At 71.3% G+C, this 17,096-nt stretch carries 11 protein-coding genes and 1 tRNA gene; 6 read left to right on the forward strand and 6 right to left on the reverse strand.

Annotated features, from left to right (window positions below):
* Positions 1-139: 139 nt before the first annotated feature.
* Both htpG and ACZ60B_RS40860 read right to left on the reverse strand, forming a co-directional pair.
* On the reverse strand, positions 140-2,038 hold the full coding sequence (htpG, locus tag ACZ60B_RS40855; RefSeq protein ID WP_469396663.1) for a molecular chaperone HtpG: 1,899 nt from the start codon (positions 2,036-2,038) through the stop codon (positions 140-142).
* Positions 2,039-2,400: 362 nt separating this feature from the next.
* A complete protein-coding gene (locus tag ACZ60B_RS40860) occupies positions 2,401-3,609 on the reverse strand; it encodes a phospholipase D-like domain-containing protein (RefSeq protein ID WP_469396665.1) in 1,209 nt (402 codons plus the stop codon).
* Between the two features lie 249 nt (positions 3,610-3,858).
* Here ACZ60B_RS40860 and ACZ60B_RS40865 point away from each other — a divergent pair, with 249 nt between their 5' ends.
* Genes ACZ60B_RS40865 through ACZ60B_RS40875 form a run of 3 tightly spaced genes read left to right on the forward strand, consistent with a single transcriptional unit; the run spans position 3,859 to position 7,332 of the window.
* The gene (locus tag ACZ60B_RS40865; RefSeq protein WP_469396667.1) at positions 3,859-5,595 is read left to right on the forward strand and encodes a bifunctional phosphatase PAP2/diacylglycerol kinase family protein; all 1,737 of its coding nucleotides are present in this window, start codon (positions 3,859-3,861) and stop codon (positions 5,593-5,595) included.
* The gene (locus ACZ60B_RS40870) at positions 5,596-6,549 is read left to right on the forward strand and encodes a YihY/virulence factor BrkB family protein (RefSeq protein ID WP_469396669.1); all 954 of its coding nucleotides are present in this window, start codon (positions 5,596-5,598) and stop codon (positions 6,547-6,549) included.
* Positions 6,550-7,332 (forward strand): phosphatase PAP2 family protein, encoded by a 783-nt coding sequence (locus tag ACZ60B_RS40875; RefSeq protein ID WP_469396671.1) that lies wholly within the window; start codon positions 6,550-6,552, stop codon positions 7,330-7,332.
* Between the two features lie 130 nt (positions 7,333-7,462).
* On the opposite strand, the gene ACZ60B_RS40880 is transcribed toward ACZ60B_RS40875, so the two are convergent.
* The 4 genes from ACZ60B_RS40880 to sucC all read right to left on the reverse strand — a co-directional run bounded on the left by ACZ60B_RS40880 (position 7,463) and on the right by sucC (position 11,677).
* Positions 7,463-7,550: transfer RNA gene (locus tag ACZ60B_RS40880), tRNA-Leu, on the reverse strand.
* Positions 7,551-7,734: 184 nt separating this feature from the next.
* On the reverse strand, positions 7,735-9,330 hold the full coding sequence (locus tag ACZ60B_RS40885) for an aldehyde dehydrogenase family protein (RefSeq protein ID WP_469396673.1): 1,596 nt from the start codon (positions 9,328-9,330) through the stop codon (positions 7,735-7,737).
* Positions 9,331-9,590: 260 nt separating this feature from the next.
* Positions 9,591-10,532, reverse strand: a complete 942-nt coding sequence (gene sucD / locus ACZ60B_RS40890) for a succinate--CoA ligase subunit alpha (RefSeq protein ID WP_469396677.1) — start codon at positions 10,530-10,532, stop codon at positions 9,591-9,593.
* 14 nt (positions 10,533-10,546) lie between these two features.
* On the reverse strand, positions 10,547-11,677 hold the full coding sequence (gene sucC, locus ACZ60B_RS40895) for an ADP-forming succinate--CoA ligase subunit beta (protein ID WP_469396679.1): 1,131 nt from the start codon (positions 11,675-11,677) through the stop codon (positions 10,547-10,549).
* Between the two features lie 233 nt (positions 11,678-11,910).
* Here sucC and ACZ60B_RS40900 point away from each other — a divergent pair, with 233 nt between their 5' ends.
* The 3 genes from ACZ60B_RS40900 to ACZ60B_RS40910 are packed head-to-tail and all read left to right on the forward strand — an operon-like array spanning position 11,911 to position 16,986.
* Positions 11,911-13,593: a thiamine pyrophosphate-binding protein gene (locus tag ACZ60B_RS40900; protein WP_469396682.1), complete on the forward strand. Its 1,683-nt coding sequence runs from the start codon at positions 11,911-11,913 to the stop codon at positions 13,591-13,593.
* Between the two features lie 11 nt (positions 13,594-13,604).
* Complete coding sequence (frc, locus tag ACZ60B_RS40905) at positions 13,605-14,837, forward strand: formyl-CoA transferase (RefSeq protein WP_469396684.1); 1,233 nt, start codon at positions 13,605-13,607, stop codon at positions 14,835-14,837.
* A 4-nt stretch (positions 14,838-14,841) separates the two neighbouring features.
* Positions 14,842-16,986 (forward strand): acetate--CoA ligase family protein, encoded by a 2,145-nt coding sequence (locus ACZ60B_RS40910; RefSeq protein ID WP_469396688.1) that lies wholly within the window; start codon positions 14,842-14,844, stop codon positions 16,984-16,986.
* The last annotated feature ends 110 nt before the right edge of the window (positions 16,987-17,096 follow it).

Below are 17,096 nucleotides of genomic sequence, written 5' to 3' on the forward strand. Positions count from 1 at the left end.
AACTCGGCCTTCGGCCGCCCCATCCGTGCCATAGGGCAAGCCTACACATCTGAATGGAATTCCCGACTCGGAACACTAGGGCGTGTTTCGAAAGTAGCGTCGTCCGCCCGCCGGGCAGACGGGACTTTCGGAACACGCCCTAGAGGGCGCGCTCCAGCCGTTCCGCGACCAGCTTCACGAAGCGGCCGGGGTCCGTCGGCCGGCCGCCCTCGGCGAGCACCGCGAGGCCGTGCAGCAGTTCGGCGGTCCCGGCCAGGTCGGTGTGGTCCTCCTGCTCCCCGTAGGCCTTGTTCAGGCTCTGCACCAGCTGGTGTCCGGGGTTGAGTTCGAGGATCCGCTGGGCCTTCGGCACCTCCTGGCCCATGGCGCGGTACATGTTCTCCAGCGCGGGGGTGAGGTCGCCGGTGTCGGAGACGAGGCAGGACGGGGAGACGGTGAGGCGGGAGGAGAGGCGCACCTCCTTGATGTCGTCGCCCAGTTGCTCCTTCATCCAGCCGAGGAGGGCGGCGTACTCCTCGCCCTGCTTCTCCCGTTCACCGTCGGCCTTGTCGTCGCTTGCGCCGTCGAGGTCGACCTCGCCCTTGGCGACGGACCGCAGCCGCCTGCCCTCGAACTCGCCCACCACGTCGACCCACACCTCGTCCACGGGATCGGTGAGCAGCAGGACCTCGATGCCCTTGTCCCGGAACGCCTCCATGTGCGGGGAGTTCTCGATGCCCTCACGGGACTCGCCGGTCAGGTAGTAGATGTCCTCCTGGCCGTCCTTCATCCGCTCGACGTACGCCTTGAGCGTGGTGAGCCCGTCGTCGGCATGGGTGCTGGTGAAGGAGGCGACGGCGAGCAGGGTCTCGCGGTTGTCGGAGTCGCCGAGCAGTCCCTCCTTGAGGACGGAGCCGAACTCCCGCCAGAACGTGGCGTACCGCTCCGGGGCGTTCTCCCTCATCTCCTTGACGGTGGACAGGATCTTCTTGGTCAGCCGGCGCTGCATCATCCGGATGTGGCGATCCTGCTGGAGGATCTCGCGGGAGACGTTCAGCGAGAGGTCCGCCGCGTCGACCACGCCCTTGACGAACCGCAGATAGGGCGGCAGGAGCGCCTCGCAGTCGTCCATGATGAAGACGCGCTTGACGTAGAGCTGCACCCCGCGCTTGTAGTTCTGGGTGTAGAGGTCGTGCGGGGCGTGCGAGGGCACGAACAGCAGTGCCTGGTACTCGAAGGTGCCCTCCGCCTGGAGCCTGACGGTCTCCAGCGGCTCGCGCCAGTCGTGGCTGATGTGCTTGTACAGCTCGTGGTACTCGTCGTCGGAGACCTCCTCGCGCGAACGCGCCCACAGCGCCTTCATCGAGTTGAGGGTCTCGGCCTCGGGCGTGGTGCCGTCCTCGCCCTGCTTCGGCACGGTGCGGATCGGCCAGGTGATGAAGTCCGAGTACCGCTTGACGATCTCCCTGATCGTCCAGGCGGAGGTGTAGTCCTGGAGCCTGTCCTCGTCGTCGGCGGGCTTGAGGTGCAGGGTGACCGAGGTGCCCTGCGGGGCGTCGTCGACGGTCTGCAGGGTGTACGTCCCCTCGCCGCGCGAGGACCAGCGGGTGCCGTGGCTCTCCCCGGCGCGCCGGGTCACCAGGGTCATCTCGTCGGCGACCATGAAACCGGAGTAGAAGCCGACGCCGAACTGCCCGATGAGCCCTTCGGCGTCGTCCGCCTCCTGGGCCTCGCGCAGTTCCTCGGCGAACTGTGCGGTGCCCGAGTGGGCGATGGTTCCGATGAGTCTGCCGACCTCTTCGTACGACATCCCGATGCCGTTGTCCCGGACGGTGAGCGTCCGGGCCTCGGCATCGGTGTCGATCTCGATGTGCAGGTCGGAGACGTCGGCGTCGAGCGTGTCGTCCCGCAGCTTGGCGAGGCGCAGCTTGTCCAGCGCGTCGGAGGCGTTGGAGACGAGCTCGCGCAGGAAGACGTCCTTGTTCGAGTAGACCGAGTGGATCATCAACTGGAGCAGTTGACGGGCCTCTACCTGGAACTCAAACGTGTCGGTCGTCATGGTCGGGGTGCACCTCACGGGTCCGGGGCTCCTGGGTTGACGAGCCCACTTTACAAAGACCGGTCGGGCCGGGGTTCGCGATCGGCCCGGACCGTGTCGCCGTACGCGCCCGGGCACCGACGCGCCGAAGCAGCACGGTGCCTGGTCCCTGGACCGGGACGCGACCCGTGCGGTCGCCGTGGTGCGGGTCGCCGCGTCCTGCTGGGCCCAGTGCTACGCCTACACCGCGACGCGCACCGGTCGGTGACGTTCCGGCCGCTGGGATCCTGCCCGGCTGCGTCCCCTGACGTTGCTCCCCGCGCGCCGACGACCGGTGACCGACGCCCTTCTTGAAGGCGGCCATGCCCCCGGACCAGGTCCGCTCACAGGAAGCGCCGGACCGGAACGACCACTGCTTCCTTGGCGCGTTGGAGCGCCGCGCGTCGCCTCCAGCGGGTGAGGTCGATGTCGACGCTGCGCTCCAGGTCCGCCTCGTAGTCGTGGTCGAGTGCGGCGGTGAACGTCTCGTCGAGGACTGCGAGCATGACTTCCTCGTCGTGGTCCATGGAACGGCGGTTGAAGTTGGTGGATCCGATGAGGGCGGCGACGGAGTCCACGGTGATGATCTTGGCGTGCATCATGGTCGGCTGGTACTGCCGGATATGGACGCCTGCCTCCAGGAGCCGTGTGTAGTGGTGCTGTCCGGCGAGCTGGCAGGCGCGTTGGTCGGTGTGGGGACCGGGCAGCAGGATTTCCACGTCCACGCCGCGGCGGGCCGTCCGGCACAGCAGGTCGATGAAGTAGGTGTCAGGGGCGAAGTAGGCGGTGGCGAGACGGAAACGTTTCTCGGCGGAGGTGAGCATGACCCGGATGAGGGTCTGCATGTCCTGCCAGCCGATGCTGGCGGAGCCGCGCACGACCTGGACGACGGACGAGCCGACTTGACGGTGAGCGGTGAAGCGGTCGCGTTCGTCGAAGAGTTCATCGTGGCACTCGGCCCAGTTCTGCGCGAACGCGGCGGCGACTCCGTCCACAGCCGGGCCGCGTACCTGGACATGGGTGTCCCGCCACTCTCCGGGGTTGCGGGCGTCACCGCACCATTCCTCCGCGATGCCGACACCGCCGGTGAACGCGGTGTGCTCGTCGACGACGAGGGCCTTGCGGTGGCAGCGATGGTTCTGTTTGAGCGGTGACAACCACACGGGCTTGCGGAACCAGGCCACCTGCACACCGGCGACCTCCATGAGGTCCAGCAGGTGCCGTTCGATCCGCTTGGCGCCGAATCCGTCGAGCAGCAGCCGTACCCGCACACCCGCACGGGCACGCTGGGCGAGAGCGGTGGCGAAGTCACGGGCGATCTCGCCGCGCCAGTAGACGAACGTCATCAAGTCGATCGTGTACCGGGCCGAGCGGATCGCACCGAGCATCGCGGGGAAGATCTCGTCGCCGTTGCGCAAGGGCACCAGCTCGTTGCCTTCGGTGGCGGCCACGCCGAGCAGCCGCTCGAGGCGTCGACGCAGGCGCTGCTTGCGGGCCTCCACGTCGGGTTCGGTACCACGAGCAGCGGGCGCGGACGGGCCTTCGAGAATCACGCGGAATCTCCTGACGAGCCGATGGAACAGGTCGTTGCGGGCCGCCGGACGCGCCCAGGGAGCGGATGCCCGGCACTCATCGCCTCACGCCCGGCATCCATCCGGACCGATCGTGCCTCCGGCCCCCTGCGGGTCCCCCGAGCACGCGTTCTCTGCCTGCTCCCGAACCGAGCGGGCATACGAGGGTGAGTCGGACGAGGACCGACGCCGGTGAACACCGTCGCCGAGCAATGGATCAAGGGGGTACGCATGTCGACCGCTGTGCCGGAAAGACCCGCCGAGCTGCCTGGTGGAGGAGACGGCGGGGGCGCCGGAGCCACCGGCGCGCGATGCCGCGCCGTCCCACGCGGCATCGGCTGGTCCGCCTGCTGGATCACCACGCTGACCGCCTGCCAGGCCGTCTTCATGGTCGGCATCGGACTGCTGATCACCGGCCCGGCCCACCACCTGTGGCCCCTGACGGCCGAGGACGGGGTGAACCGGGCTCTCGAAGGTGTGCGCACACCGGCCCTGACGGGCCTGTCGTCGGTCGCGTCGGAGGCGGGCAACACCCTGACAGTGATCGTCGTCACCCTGATGTGCTGCCTGGGGATGCTACTGATACCCCGTCTGCCGATGTGGCGGCAGACGGTGTTCCTCGCCCTCGCCGTGTCCCTCCAGTCGCTGGTCTTCCTGGTCGTCACGGTGGCGGTGGACCGTCATCGCCCGGACGTGCACCGCCTCGACGGCTCTCTGCCCACGTCCAGCTACACGTCCGGTCACACCGGCGCGGCCACCGCCCTCTACGGCGGTCTGGCGGTGCTGGCGCTGACCCGGCTGCGCGGGCCGTGGCGGACGACCGTGGCCTGCCTGCTCTGCGTCCTCCCCCTGCTGGTGGGCGTCGCACGTCTCTACCGAGGCATGCACCATCCCACCGACGTCGTGGGTGGTGTCGTCAACGGCGTTCTGTCACTGGTGGTCGTGGGGTACGCACTGCTCACGGAGGGGTTCGTGACCGTTCCTCCCGCTCCCACCCCCGTGGCCGGCCGGCGACAGCCGGTCCCCGGCCGTACCGTGGTGGTCTTCAACCCCACGGTCACCGGCCAGGCCGACCGTGAAGCCCTGCGCCAGGTGCTGGAGCGCCACGGCCACCTCGCACCGGCGTTCGTCGAGACGACCGCCGATGACCCGGGAGGCGGCCAGACAGCCGACGCGGTCCGCGAAGGCGCGACACTCGTGGTGGTGTGCGGCGGCGACGGCACCCTCCGGGCTGCCGCCGACGTCCTGGCAGGCAGTGACGTACCGCTCGCCCTGGTGCCCTGCGGGACCGGCAACCTCCTGGCCCGCAACCTCGGCCTGCCGCCGGCACCCGCCGACGCCCTCGACGCGGCGCTGCGCGGCACCCCCCACCGCATCGACCTCGGCCGGGTCGAGGGCGACGGTCTGGCCTCCACGCACTTCACCGCGATGTCCGGCGCCGGTCTCGACGCCGCGATGGTGCAGCGGGCCAACGCGAACAGCAGGACCAAGTCCCTTCTCGGCTGGCCCGCCTACGTGCTCGCCGCCCTCCGGGTGCTCCGCACCCCGCGTACGGGGCTGAGCGTCCGTCTCGACGGCGCGCCCGCCCTGCGCCGCACGGCCCGCATGGTGCTGGTCGGCAACATCGCCACCGTACAGGGCGGTGTGCCGCTGCTTCCGGGTGCCCGGCCGGACGACGGACGGCTGAACCTGCTGATCCTGGACCCCCGCGGCCTCGGCGGTTGGGCCGCCGCCGTACGGGCGCTGCTGCGTCGCGGAACGAGCGGGTCGCCGTCGACCGCGGTGCCCGGTTCCCGCGCACGGGACGGCGTACCGGTGGAGTTCTTCACCTTCCGGCGAGCGGAGTTCACCTTCGACGCTCCGCAGCCCCGGGAACTGGACGGCGATTCGGTGGCCGCCGGCCGGCGCCTGACCGCCGAGGTCAGGCCGGGGGCCCTGACCATGCTGCTGCCGAAGCGGGAGAAGTGAATGGGTACCGCCACGAAGGTCCCGGAGACGAGGGACATGGCAGGAGAGGAACTGACCGGCGACGAAGCATGGGCGGCACTGCGCCGCTACGGCGGCTGGTCCCTGCTGCGGGACGCCTTCGTCCGCTTCCGGTACGCCGACGGCTTCAGCCACTCCCGGGCCCTCGCCCTGCAGACGGTACTGGCTGTCGTGCCCCTGGTCATCGCCGTCGTCGGCCTGTCGACCGCCCTGCACACCGAGAACGTGGGCAGGATGGCCGAACTGACGATCCACCATATCGTCCGGGGACCCAGCGTCGACGTCGTCGACGACGCCCTCGACCGCAGTCGGCGCACGGCGGGGGACGGTGCCGCCCTCGCCCTCTGGTTCGGCGCCGTCTTCTCCCTCGTCAACGTCACCACCGCGATGTGCCAGATCGAGCGGGGCGCCAACCGGATCTACGGCAACGAACGCGACCGCCCCTTCCTTCCGAAGTACCTGCGCGGCCTGGTGATGGCCGTGAGTGCGGGGCTCCCGCTCGGCCTCGGCTTCGTGGTCGTGGTCGCGGGTGACGACCTCGCCTCGGCGGCGGTGACCGTCTACCACCTCGACGGCAACGCCCGAACGGCCTGGGACATCATGCGCTGGCCCTTCGGCCTGCTGCTCGCGCTCATCTCCGCGAGCGTGGTATTCCGCCGCTCACCGCGCCGCAGACAGCCCGGCTACACCTGGCTGGCCTTCGGCGCGGCCGTCTACCTGGTGCTGTGGATGACGCTCACCTGGCTGTTGAGCCTCTACCTGGACCTCAGCGGTTCCTTCGACACCGTCTACGGTCCCCTGAGCGCCTTCATGTCCCTGCTGTTGTGGGCCTACCTCACCTCCATCGCCCTCCTTCTCGGGCTCGCCTTCGCCGCGCAGCTGGAAGCGGTGCGCGGCCGTCGGCCCGGCCCGGTCCAAGCCGACCCCGGAGTCTGAATGCTCACCCGTACCGCCCTACGCCGTCTCGGTGACCGTCGCCGACAGGCCGACCGCAGGTACGGCGCGCGGCTGCTGGGCTCCGCGGCCCTGGCCGCCGTGTCCGCGGTCGCTTTCGGGCTGCTCCTGACCCTGGTCGAGGGCCAGTGGCGGCCCTTGTGGCACCTGGACACCGTCGCCGCGCACCGTCTGCACGAGTACGCGCTGCGCCATCGGGAGTGGACGGCCGGGCTGCGTCTGCTGTCCGACCGGGTCTGGGCTCCCGTCACGCTGCGCACGGCCGTCGCGGTGCTGACCGCGTGGCTCCTGTACCGCCGGGCGTGGCGCCTGGCGGCCTGGGCGGTGGTGACCACGGTGACCGGAGGACTGGTCGGGCTGCTGGCCAAGTCCGTGGTGGAGCGGGCCAGACCCGCCCTGCACGACCCGGTGGCGCACGCGCCGGGCTACTCCTTCCCGTCCGGCCACGCGATGACGGCGACCACGTGCTTCGCCGTCTTCATGCTGGTTCTGGCGCCCCTCGTACCGCGGTCCTGCCGGACTCCCTGCTGGTGTGTCGCCGCCTTCTGCGTACTCGGCGTCGGCCTCACCAGAATCGCCCTCGGCGTGCACTGGTTCAGCGATGTCCTGGGTGGCTGGATCCTGGGTCTGGCCGTGGTCGCCCTCACCGTCTGGGCCTTCGAGGCATGGCGCGTCGAGACCGGGTGGGACCGCACCCCGGTGAGCGACGGACTGGAGCCCGAACTGTCCGAAGCCATCCAGGAACCCGGCCCGCGGCCCCGCTGACCGGTGCTGTGGGACCGTGCGCGGTCGACCTTCGCGTGGCCGCCGGGGGCTCCGCCGGACCGTCGCCCGCGCGGCCGGTCACGCCTCGGTCCCAAAAAGCAGAAGACCCCTGATGGACAGGGGTCTTCACTGGTGTCCGAGGGGGGACTTGAACCCCCACGCCCGATAAAGGGCACTAGCACCTCAAGCTAGCGCGTCTGCCATTCCGCCACCCGGACAAGGTGTCCGCCGCCTTGCGGGGCGTGTTCCCCGCGGCGACATGGACAACAATACCAAGGTTTCGGAGTGCGTTTCACCTGCGTATCCGCACCGCGGGCGGCCGCGGACCGCGTGGGCGGGCGGTCCGCGACCTGGTCACCCAGGGCGGCGGGACGGGCACGCGAGGTGACCGGGCCGGGCGGGTCAGGGCATGAGGTGGTGGTCCGGGAAGTTGCCCGGCAGCCGTTCGCCGGCCGGGCCCTGGGTCACCGCTCGCACCAGCAGCTCGCCGCCGACGAACGCGCCGCGCCAGGACGCGCCGAAGCCGCCGAACAGCTCGTCGCGGTCGCCGCGCGAACGGGGCCTGCCGTGTCCCACCTTGAAGGCGCGGATCTGCGGGGCCAGCCGGTCGAAGGTGGCCCGGTCGTCGGTGGACAGCGTGGCGACCAGCGCGCCGTTGGACGCGTTCATCGCGGCGAGCAGCTCCGCCTCCGTGTCGACCAGGACGATGGTGTCGACCGGGCCGAAGGGTTCCGCGTGGTGCAGCGGGGAGGACGGGGGCGGGTTGAGGAGGGTGACCGGCTGGACGTAGGCGGAGGTGTCCTGGCCGGGCAGGAAGCGGGCGTCGGCCGGGTTGCCCCGGTGCAGCGGGATCGCGCCTCGGTCGACGGCCTCGGCCACCTGGTCCTCCAGCTCCTTGGCCTTGGCCGCGTTGATCACGGGGCCGAAGTCCAGCGCGGGGAAGGGGTCGTCGGGCCGGTCGACGGCGAGCGGGTGGCCGACCCTGAGCGTGCGGACCGCCGGGAGGTACGCGGCGAGGAACGCGTCGAACAGTTCGCGCTGGACGACGAAGCGCGGGTAGGCCGTGCAGCGCTGCTTGCCGTAGTCGAAGAGTTTGGGGACGACGGCCGTCAGCGCGTCCCAGTCCGAGTGGTTCCAGATGCCCCAGGTGTTGAGTCCCTCCTGTTCGAGGATGTGCCGTTTGCCGAGGTCGGCGACCGCCGTGGCCACCGCGGCGCCGGTGTCGCGGCCGCCGACGAAGGAGACGCAGCCGATCTCCGGCGCCCGCACCAGCGCCTCCGACAACTCGCCCCCGCCGCCGCTGACCAGGGTGACGGGGACGCCCTCACGGGCCGCCAGCGCGCAGGCCAGGGTCAGACAGGCGACACCGCCGTCGGTCGGGGTCTTGGCGACGACCGCGTTGCCCGCCAGTGCCTGGACCAGCAGGGCGTGGACGAGCACGCTCATCGGGTAGTTCCAGCTCGCGATGTTGGAGACCGGGCCCTCCAGCGGCGCCCGGCCGACGATCATCGGTTCGATGCCGTCGACGTACCAGCGCACTCCGTCGATGGCCCGGTCGACGTCGGCCTGGGCGAGCCGCCAGGGCTTGCCGATCTCCCAGACGAGCAGCAGGGCGAGGAGTTCACGGTGCTCGGCGAGGGCGTCGAGGGTGGCGGCGACGCGGGCCCGCCGTTCGTCGAGCGGTACGTGCCGCCAGGCCCGGTGCTGGTCGAGCGAGGCCCGTACGGCCTGCCGGGCGGTGTCCCGGTCCAGGCGCGGCGCCCCCGCGATCGGACTGCCGTCGACCGGGCTGGTGGCGGGCAGGGCCCGGCCGTCCGCCTGCCAGCCGGCCTGCCAGAGGTTGAGGACACGGTCGTCCCGGAAGGCCTCGGGGGCGACGGCCAGACAGCGCCGCCAGGCCTCGGGCCAGGACGTTCCGGCCTTGAGGGTGAGAGCCCGGGGGCCGGAAGACCCACTGTCCGGGTTCGGGTTCGGGTTCGGGTCGAGGGTGGGTGCCATGGTCGGACTCCGCTCTCGGTGCACAGTCGGGGGCGGGAGATGGACGGCGGGCGCCGCGCACGGTTCGCACCACCGCACGGGCGTCGGGTACGCACGGCCGCCGCGCGGACGGACGCCGTACGTAGGTGCGTATAGGGGTCTCGTACCTATGAGCGTCTCGCACTGACGAGCCTCGGGCACGGACGAGCCTCGGGTGCGGACGAGCGTCCCGCACGGACGGACGTAGGGACAGCGGCCCGGCGAGTGACAGTCACCTCACCTCAACCATGAGTGACATCACTGCGGGGATCGCGTCCGGCGAGCGTGGCCAGGACGAGCCGGGCCGTGTCCGTCGGTGTGTCCCCGACCCGCACGCCGGCCGCCTCCAGGGCCAGCTTCTTCGCCCGCGCCGTACCGGACGAACCGGAGACGATCGCGCCCGCGTGCCCCATCGTCCGCCCCTCGGGCGCGGTGAAGCCCGCGATGTAGCCGACGACGGGCTTGGTGACATGGGCGCTGATGTACGCGGCCGCGCGTTCCTCCGCGTCGCCGCCGATCTCCCCGATGAGGACGATCAGGTCGGTGTCGGGGTCGTCCTGGAACGCGGCCAGGCAGTCGATGTGCGTGGTGCCGACGACGGGGTCGCCGCCGATGCCGACGCAGGTCGAGAAGCCGACGTCGCGCAGTTCGTGCATGAGCTGGTAGGTGAGGGTGCCGGACTTGGAGACCAGGCCGATCCGGCCGGGCTCGGCGATGTCCGCGGGGATGATGCCCGCGCCGGACTGGCCGGGGGTGATCAGGCCGGGGCAGTTGGGGCCGATGATCCTGGTCCCCCGCCGCCGCGCGTGGGCGGTGAAGGCGACGGTGTCGTGCACCGGGACGCCCTCGGTGATGACGACGGCGAGGCCGATGCCGGCGTCGGCGGCCTCGACGACGGCCGCCTTGGCGAAGGGGGGCGGGACGAAGACGACGGTGACGTCGGCGCCGGTCGCCGCCATGCCCTCGCGGACCGAGCCGAAGACGGGAACCGCGCCGGGGGCGCCGCCCCGGCCGTTCGGGCCGCGGTGGACGTCGAAGTCGACGGTGCGGCCCGCCTTGCGCGGGTTGACGCCGCCGACCACGTTCGTGCCGGCCGCGAGCATCCGCCGGGTGTGCTTCATGCCCTCGCCGCCGGTCATCCCCTGGACGAGGACCCTGCTGTCCTTGGTGAGGTAAATGGCCATGTCGTCCCGTCTCCTCAGGCGTCGGTGGCGAGTTGCGCGGCACGGCGGGCGGCGCCGTCCATGGTGGTGGCCTGTTCGACCCGGGGGTGGGCGCGCCGGTCGAGGACGGCGCGGCCGCGGGCCGCGTTGTTCCCGTCGAGGCGGACCACGAGCGGTTTGGTCAGCCGTACGCTCTCCAGGGCCTGCACGATGCCTTCGGCGACCGCGTCGCAGGCGGTGATGCCGCCGAAGACGTTGACGAGGACGGACTCGACCGCCGGGTCGGCGAGGACGACGGAGAGCCCGTCGGCCATGACACGGGCGGACGCGCCGCCGCCGATGTCGAGGAAGTTCGCGGGGCGGGCGCCGCAGCCCGCGACCACGTCGAGCGTCGACATGACGAGTCCCGCGCCGTTGCCGATGACGCCGACCTCGCCGTCCAGCTTGACGTAGTCGAGGCCCTTCGCGGCGGCCGCCGCCTCCAGCGGGTCGCCGTGCGCGGGGGCCTCGGCGCACCGGCGTTCCTGCCGGAAGCGGGCGTTGTCGTCGAGGGTGACCTTGCCGTCCAGGGCGAGAATGCGGCCCTGCCGGGTGCGGACGAGCGGGTTGACCTCGACGAGGAGGGCGTCCTCGGCGACCAGCACCTGCCAGAGCCGGACCAGTGCGTCGACGGTCTGCGGCGGCAGGCCGGCCGCCTCGGCGATCTCGCCGGCCTTCGCGGAGGTGACGCCCTCGGCAGGGTCGACGGGGACGCGTGCCACCGCTTCGGGCCGGGAGGCGGCGACCTCCTCGATGTCCGTGCCGCCCTCGGCGGAGGCGATCGCGAGGAAGCCGCCGGCCGCGCGGTCCAGTACGTAGGAGACGTAGAACTCGGTCTCGATGTCGACGGGCTCGGCCAGCATCACCGTGCCGACCCGGTGGCCCTTGATGTCCATGCCGAGGATCTGGCGGGCGGTCAGTTCGGCGGCGGCCGGGTCCGCGGCGACTTTCACGCCGCCGGCCTTGCCGCGTCCGCCGGTCCTGACCTGGGCCTTGACGACGGCCCGGCCGCCCAGCCGGCGGGCGATCCCGCGGGCCTCCTCGGGCGAGTCGGTGACCTCGGCCCGTGGCACCGGGATGCCGTGTTCCTCGAAGAGCTGCCGTGCCTGGTGTTCGTACAGGTCCATCTCGGCTCCTGTCGTCTGCCTTCTGAGTCCTGCGGGTCAACCCCGGCCCCGCCGGTCCGCGCTCGGGCGTTCCTCCCCCGGGCCCACCGGTCCGGCCCCCGGCCCGAAAAGTGCGGCACGCCCCTGGACACCACCCACCGGATGCGGGATAACAAGCTTCATACAGTATTCGTCGACTGTATGCAATGTACCGCGAGAGCGTTCCCACCCCTACGAAGGGACAGGACTTCGCCATGCCCGACGACACGCAGGACGTGATCTCCGGCGGCCATCTCGTTGCCAAGGCACTCAAGGCCGAGGGGGTCGACCGCATCTACACGCTGTGCGGCGGCCACATCATCGACATCTACGACGGCTGCGTCGACGAGGGCATAGAAGTCGTCGACGTACGCCATGAGCAGGTCGCGGCCCACGCCGCCGACGGCTACGCGCGCATCACCGGCAGGCCCGGCTGCGCGGTCGTCACCGCGGGCCCCGGCACGACCGACGCGGTCACCGGTGTCGCCAACGCCTTCCGCGCCGAGTCCCCCATGCTGCTGATCGGCGGCCAGGGGGCCCTCACCCAGCACCGGATGGGCTCCCTCCAGGACCTGCCGCACGTCGACATGATGACGCCCGTCACCAAGTTCGCGGCGACCGTGCCGGACACCGCGCGCGCGGCGGACATGGTGTCGATGGCGTTCCGCGAGTGCTACCACGGCGCCCCCGGCCCCTCCTTCCTGGAGATCCCGCGCGACGTCCTCGACGCGAAGGTGCCGGTGGACAAGGCACGGGTGCCGAAGGCGGGGCACTACCGGGCCTCGACCCGCTCGGCGGGCGACCCGGAGGCGGTCGAGAGGCTCGCCGACCTGCTGGTGCACGCCGAGAAACCGGCGATCCTGCTCGGCAGCCAGGTGTGGACGACCCGCGGCACCGAGGCGGCCGTCGAACTGGTGCGCGCCCTCGACATCCCCGCGTACATGAACGGCGCCGGCCGCGGCACGCTGCCGCCCGGCGACCCGCACCACTTCCAGCTCTCCCGCCGGTACGCGTTCTCCCACGCCGACGTCATCGTGATCGTCGGCACGCCCTTCGACTTCCGCATGGGCTACGGCAAGCGGCTGTCGCCGCGGGCGACCGTCGTGCAGATCGACCTCGACTACCGCACCGTCGGCAAGAACCGCGACATCGACCTCGGGATCGTCGGCGACGCGGGCCTGGTGCTGAGGTCGGTGGCGGAGGCCGCGTCCGGGCGGGTGAACGGGGGCGCCGCCAAGCGCAAGGAGTGGCTGGACGAACTGCGGGCGGCCGAGCGGACCGCGCTGGACAAGCGGCTGCCGAGCCTGCGCTCGGACGCCTCGCCGATCCACCCCTACCGGCTGGTGAGCGAGATCAACGACTTCCTCACCGAGGACTCGATCTACATCGGCGACGGCGGCGACATCGTCACCTTCTCCGGGCAGGTCGTGCAGCCCAAGTCCCCGGGCCACTGGATGGACCCGGGCCCGCTGGGCACCCTCGGCGTCGGCGTGCCCTTCGTGCTCGCCGCCAAGCAGGCACGGCCCGACAAGGAGGTCGTGGCCCTGTTCGGCGACGGCGCGTTCTCCCTGACCGGCTGGGACTTCGAGACCCTCGTGCGGTACGACCTCCCGTTCGTCGGCGTCGTCGGCAACAACTCCTCCATGAACCAGATCCGTTACGGCCAGGCCCAGAAGTACGGCCCGGAACGCGAGCGGGTCGGCAACACCCTGGGCGACGTCCGCTACGACGAGTTCGCCCGGATGCTGGGCGGCCACGGCGAGGAGGTCCGCGATCCCGCCGACATCGCGCCCGCGCTGCGCCGGGCCCGCGAGTCCGGCAAGCCGTCGCTGATCAACGTCTGGGTCGACCCGGACGCGTACGCCCCCGGAACCATGAACCAGACGATGTACAAGTGAGGTGAACGCCCATGACCGCAAGGGCACTTGAGGGCATCCGCGTCCTCGACATGACCCACGTCCAGTCCGGGCCCTCCGCGACCCAGCTGCTCGCCTGGCTGGGGGCCGACGTCGTCAAGCTGGAGGCGCCGACCGGGGACATCACCCGGGGCCAGCTGCGCGACCTCCCGGACGTCGACTCCCTCTACTTCACGATGCTCAACTGCAACAAGCGGAGCATCACCCTCAACACCAAGACCGAGCGCGGCAGGGACATCCTCACCGAGCTGATCCGGCGCTCCGACGTCATGGTCGAGAACTTCGGACCGGGCGCGGTGGACCGGATGGGCTTCACCTGGGACCGCGTCAAGGAGATCAATCCACGGATCGTCTACGCCTCCATCAAGGGGTTCGGCGACGGCCCGTACACCGATTTCAAGGCGTACGAGGTCGTCGCGCAGGCCATGGGCGGGTCGATGTCGACCACCGGTTTCGAGGACGGGCCGCCGCTGGCGACGGGGGCCCAGATCGGGGACTCGGGGACGGGTGTGCACTGCGTGGCGGGGATCCTCGCGGCCCTGTACCAGCGTGAGCGCACCGGGCGCGGCCAGCGGGTGAACGTGGCCATGCAGCACGCCGTGCTCAACCTGTGCCGGGTGAAGCTGCGGGACCAGCAGCGCCTGGCACACGGACCGCTCGCCGAATATCCCAACGACGACTTCGGCCCGGAGGTTCCCCGGTCCGGGAACGCCTCCGGCGGCGGTCAGCCCGGCTGGGCGGTCAAGTGCGCGCCGGGCGGCCCGAACGACTACGTGTACGTCATCGTGCAGCCCGTGGGCTGGCGGCCGCTGACCGCTCTGATCGGCCGGCCCGAACTGGCCGACGACCCCGAGTGGGCGACCCCGCAGGCCCGGCTGCCCAGGCTGACCAAGATGTTCCAGCTGATCGAGGAGTGGTCCTCGACCCTGCCCAAGTGGGAGGTACTGGAGCGGCTGAACGCCCACAACGTGCCGTGCGGGCCGATCCTGTCCACCAGGGAGATCATCGAGGACGAGTCGCTGATCGCCGACGAGATGGTCGTCACCGTCGCGCACCCCGAGCGCGGCGAGTTCGTGACCGTGGGCAGTCCGCTGAAGCTCTCCGACTCCCCCGTGGAGGTACGCAGTTCCCCGCTGCTCGGGGAGCACAACGAAGAGGTGTACATCGGCGAGCTCGGGCTCGGCGACGAGGAGCTGCGCCTGCTCAAGTCGAACGGGGTGGTCTGACGTGATGGCCGAGGACCGGCTGCCGAGGGTGCGCGCGCTCCTGGACGCCGTACGGGCCGAGGGCCGGACCGCGCTCACCGCGCCCGAGGGCAAGGTGATCGCGGACGCGTACGGGATCGCCGTACCGGGCGAGGAGCTGGCGGGCGACGTGGACGAGGCGGTGGCGTGCGCCGCGCGCTTCGGCGGACCGGTGGTGATGAAGATCGTCTCCCCGGACATCCCGCACAAGACCGACGCGGGCGGGGTGGTCGTCGGGGTCGAGGGCGCGAGCGAGGTGCGGGCCGCGTTCCACAGCATCGTCGGCAACGCGCGGGCGTACGACCCGCGGGCGCGCATCGTGGGCGTGCAGGTGCAGGAACTGCTGCCGCCCGGGCAGGAGGTCATCGTCGGCGCGGTGACCGATCCCACGTTCGGGAAGGTGGTGGCGTTCGGGCTCGGCGGGGTGCTCGTCGAGGTGCTCAGGGACGTCACGTTCCGGCTGGCTCCGGTGGCCGCCGACGAGGCGCTGGCCATGCTGGACTCGATCCGGGCGGCGGAGGTGCTGCGCGGGGTGCGCGGCGCGCCGCCGGTGGACCGGTGGGCACTCGCCGAGCAGATCCGCCGGGTGTCGCAACTGGTCGACGAGTTCCCCGAGATCGCCGAGGTGGACCTCAATCCGGTGATCGCGACCGCGGAGGGGGCGGTCGCCGCCGACGTCCGGGTCGTCCTCGCCGAATCGCAGCCGCCGCCGCGCCGCCGGTACACCCGCGACGAGATCCTGACCAGCATGCGCCGGCTGATGCAGCCGGGCTCGGTCGCCGTGATCGGCGCGTCGAACGAGGCCGGGAAGATCGGCAATTCGGTGATGCGCAACCTCGTCGACGGCGGCTTCGCCGGGGAGATCCACCCGGTGAACCCCAGGGCCGACGACATTCTGGGCCGCAAGGCGTACAAGAGTGTCACCGACGTTCCCGGTGAGGTGGACGTGGCGGTCTTCGCGATCCCCGCCCGGTCCGTGGCGGCGGCGCTGGAGGAGGTCGGCCGCAAGGGGATCCCCAACGCCGTGCTGATCCCCTCCGGATTCGCGGAGACCGGTGAACAGGGGCTCCAGGACGAGATCGTGGCGATCGCGCAGCGGCACGGGATCCGGCTGCTCGGCCCGAACATCTACGGCTACTACTCGACGTGGCAGGACCTGTGCGCCACGTTCTGCACCCCGTACGACGTCAAGGGCGGGGTGGCGCTGACCTCGCAGTCCGGTGGCATCGGGATGGCCGTCCTGGGGTTCGCCCGCACCACGAAGACGGGCGTGTCGGCGATCGTCGGTCTGGGCAACAAGGCGGATCTGGACGAGGACGACCTGCTGACCTGGTTCGCCGAGGACCCGCGCACCGAGTGCGTCGCGATGCACCTGGAGGACCTCAAGGACGGGCGGGCCTTCGTGGCGGCGGCGCGCGAGACCATCGTCAGGAAGCCGGTCGTGGTCCTCAAGGCGGGCCGTACGGCGGCCGGGGCACGGGCGGCAGGCTCGCACACGGGCGCGCTGGCGGGCGACGACGCCGTGTACGACGACGTCCTGCGGCAGGCGGGGGTCATCCGGGCACCGGGTCTCGACGAGATGCTGGAGTACGCGCGCGGACTGCCGGTGCTGCCCACCCCGCGGGGCGAGAACATCGTGATCATCACGGGGGCCGGCGGCAGCGGTGTGCTGCTGTCGGACGCGGTGAGCGACAACGGGCTGTCGCTGATGGAGATCCCGCCCGATCTGGACGCGTCCTTCCGGGCGTTCATCCCGCCCTTCGGGGCCGCGGGCAACCCGGTGGACATCACCGGGGGCGAGCCGCCGTCGACGTACGAGGCGACGATCCGGCTGGGCCTCGAGGACCCGCGCATCCACGCCCTGGTCCTCGGCTACTGGCACACCATCGTCACCCCGCCGATGGTGTTCGCCGAGCTCACCGCGCGCGTGGTGGCCGAGTTCCGGGAGCGGGGGATCGAGAAGCCGGTGGTGGCCTCGCTGGCCGGGGACGTCGAGGTCGAGGCGGCCTGCCAGTACCTCTACGAGCGGGGGGTGGTGGCGTACCCGTACACGACCGAGAAGCCGGTGGCCGTCCTGGGCGCGAAGTACCGGTGGGCGCGGGCGGCGGGCCTGTTGGGGGGCGAGTCATGAGGTGACCGGACGCGGGGGGGGGGGGGGGGGGGCGGGGGGGGGGCCCCCCGGGCCCCCCCCCCCCCCCAAAACCATTGTTAAGGGGGGGGTGGGCCCGGGCAGTTACACGA

The sequence above is a fragment of the Streptomyces sp. NPDC104096 genome (assembly GCF_055584385.1).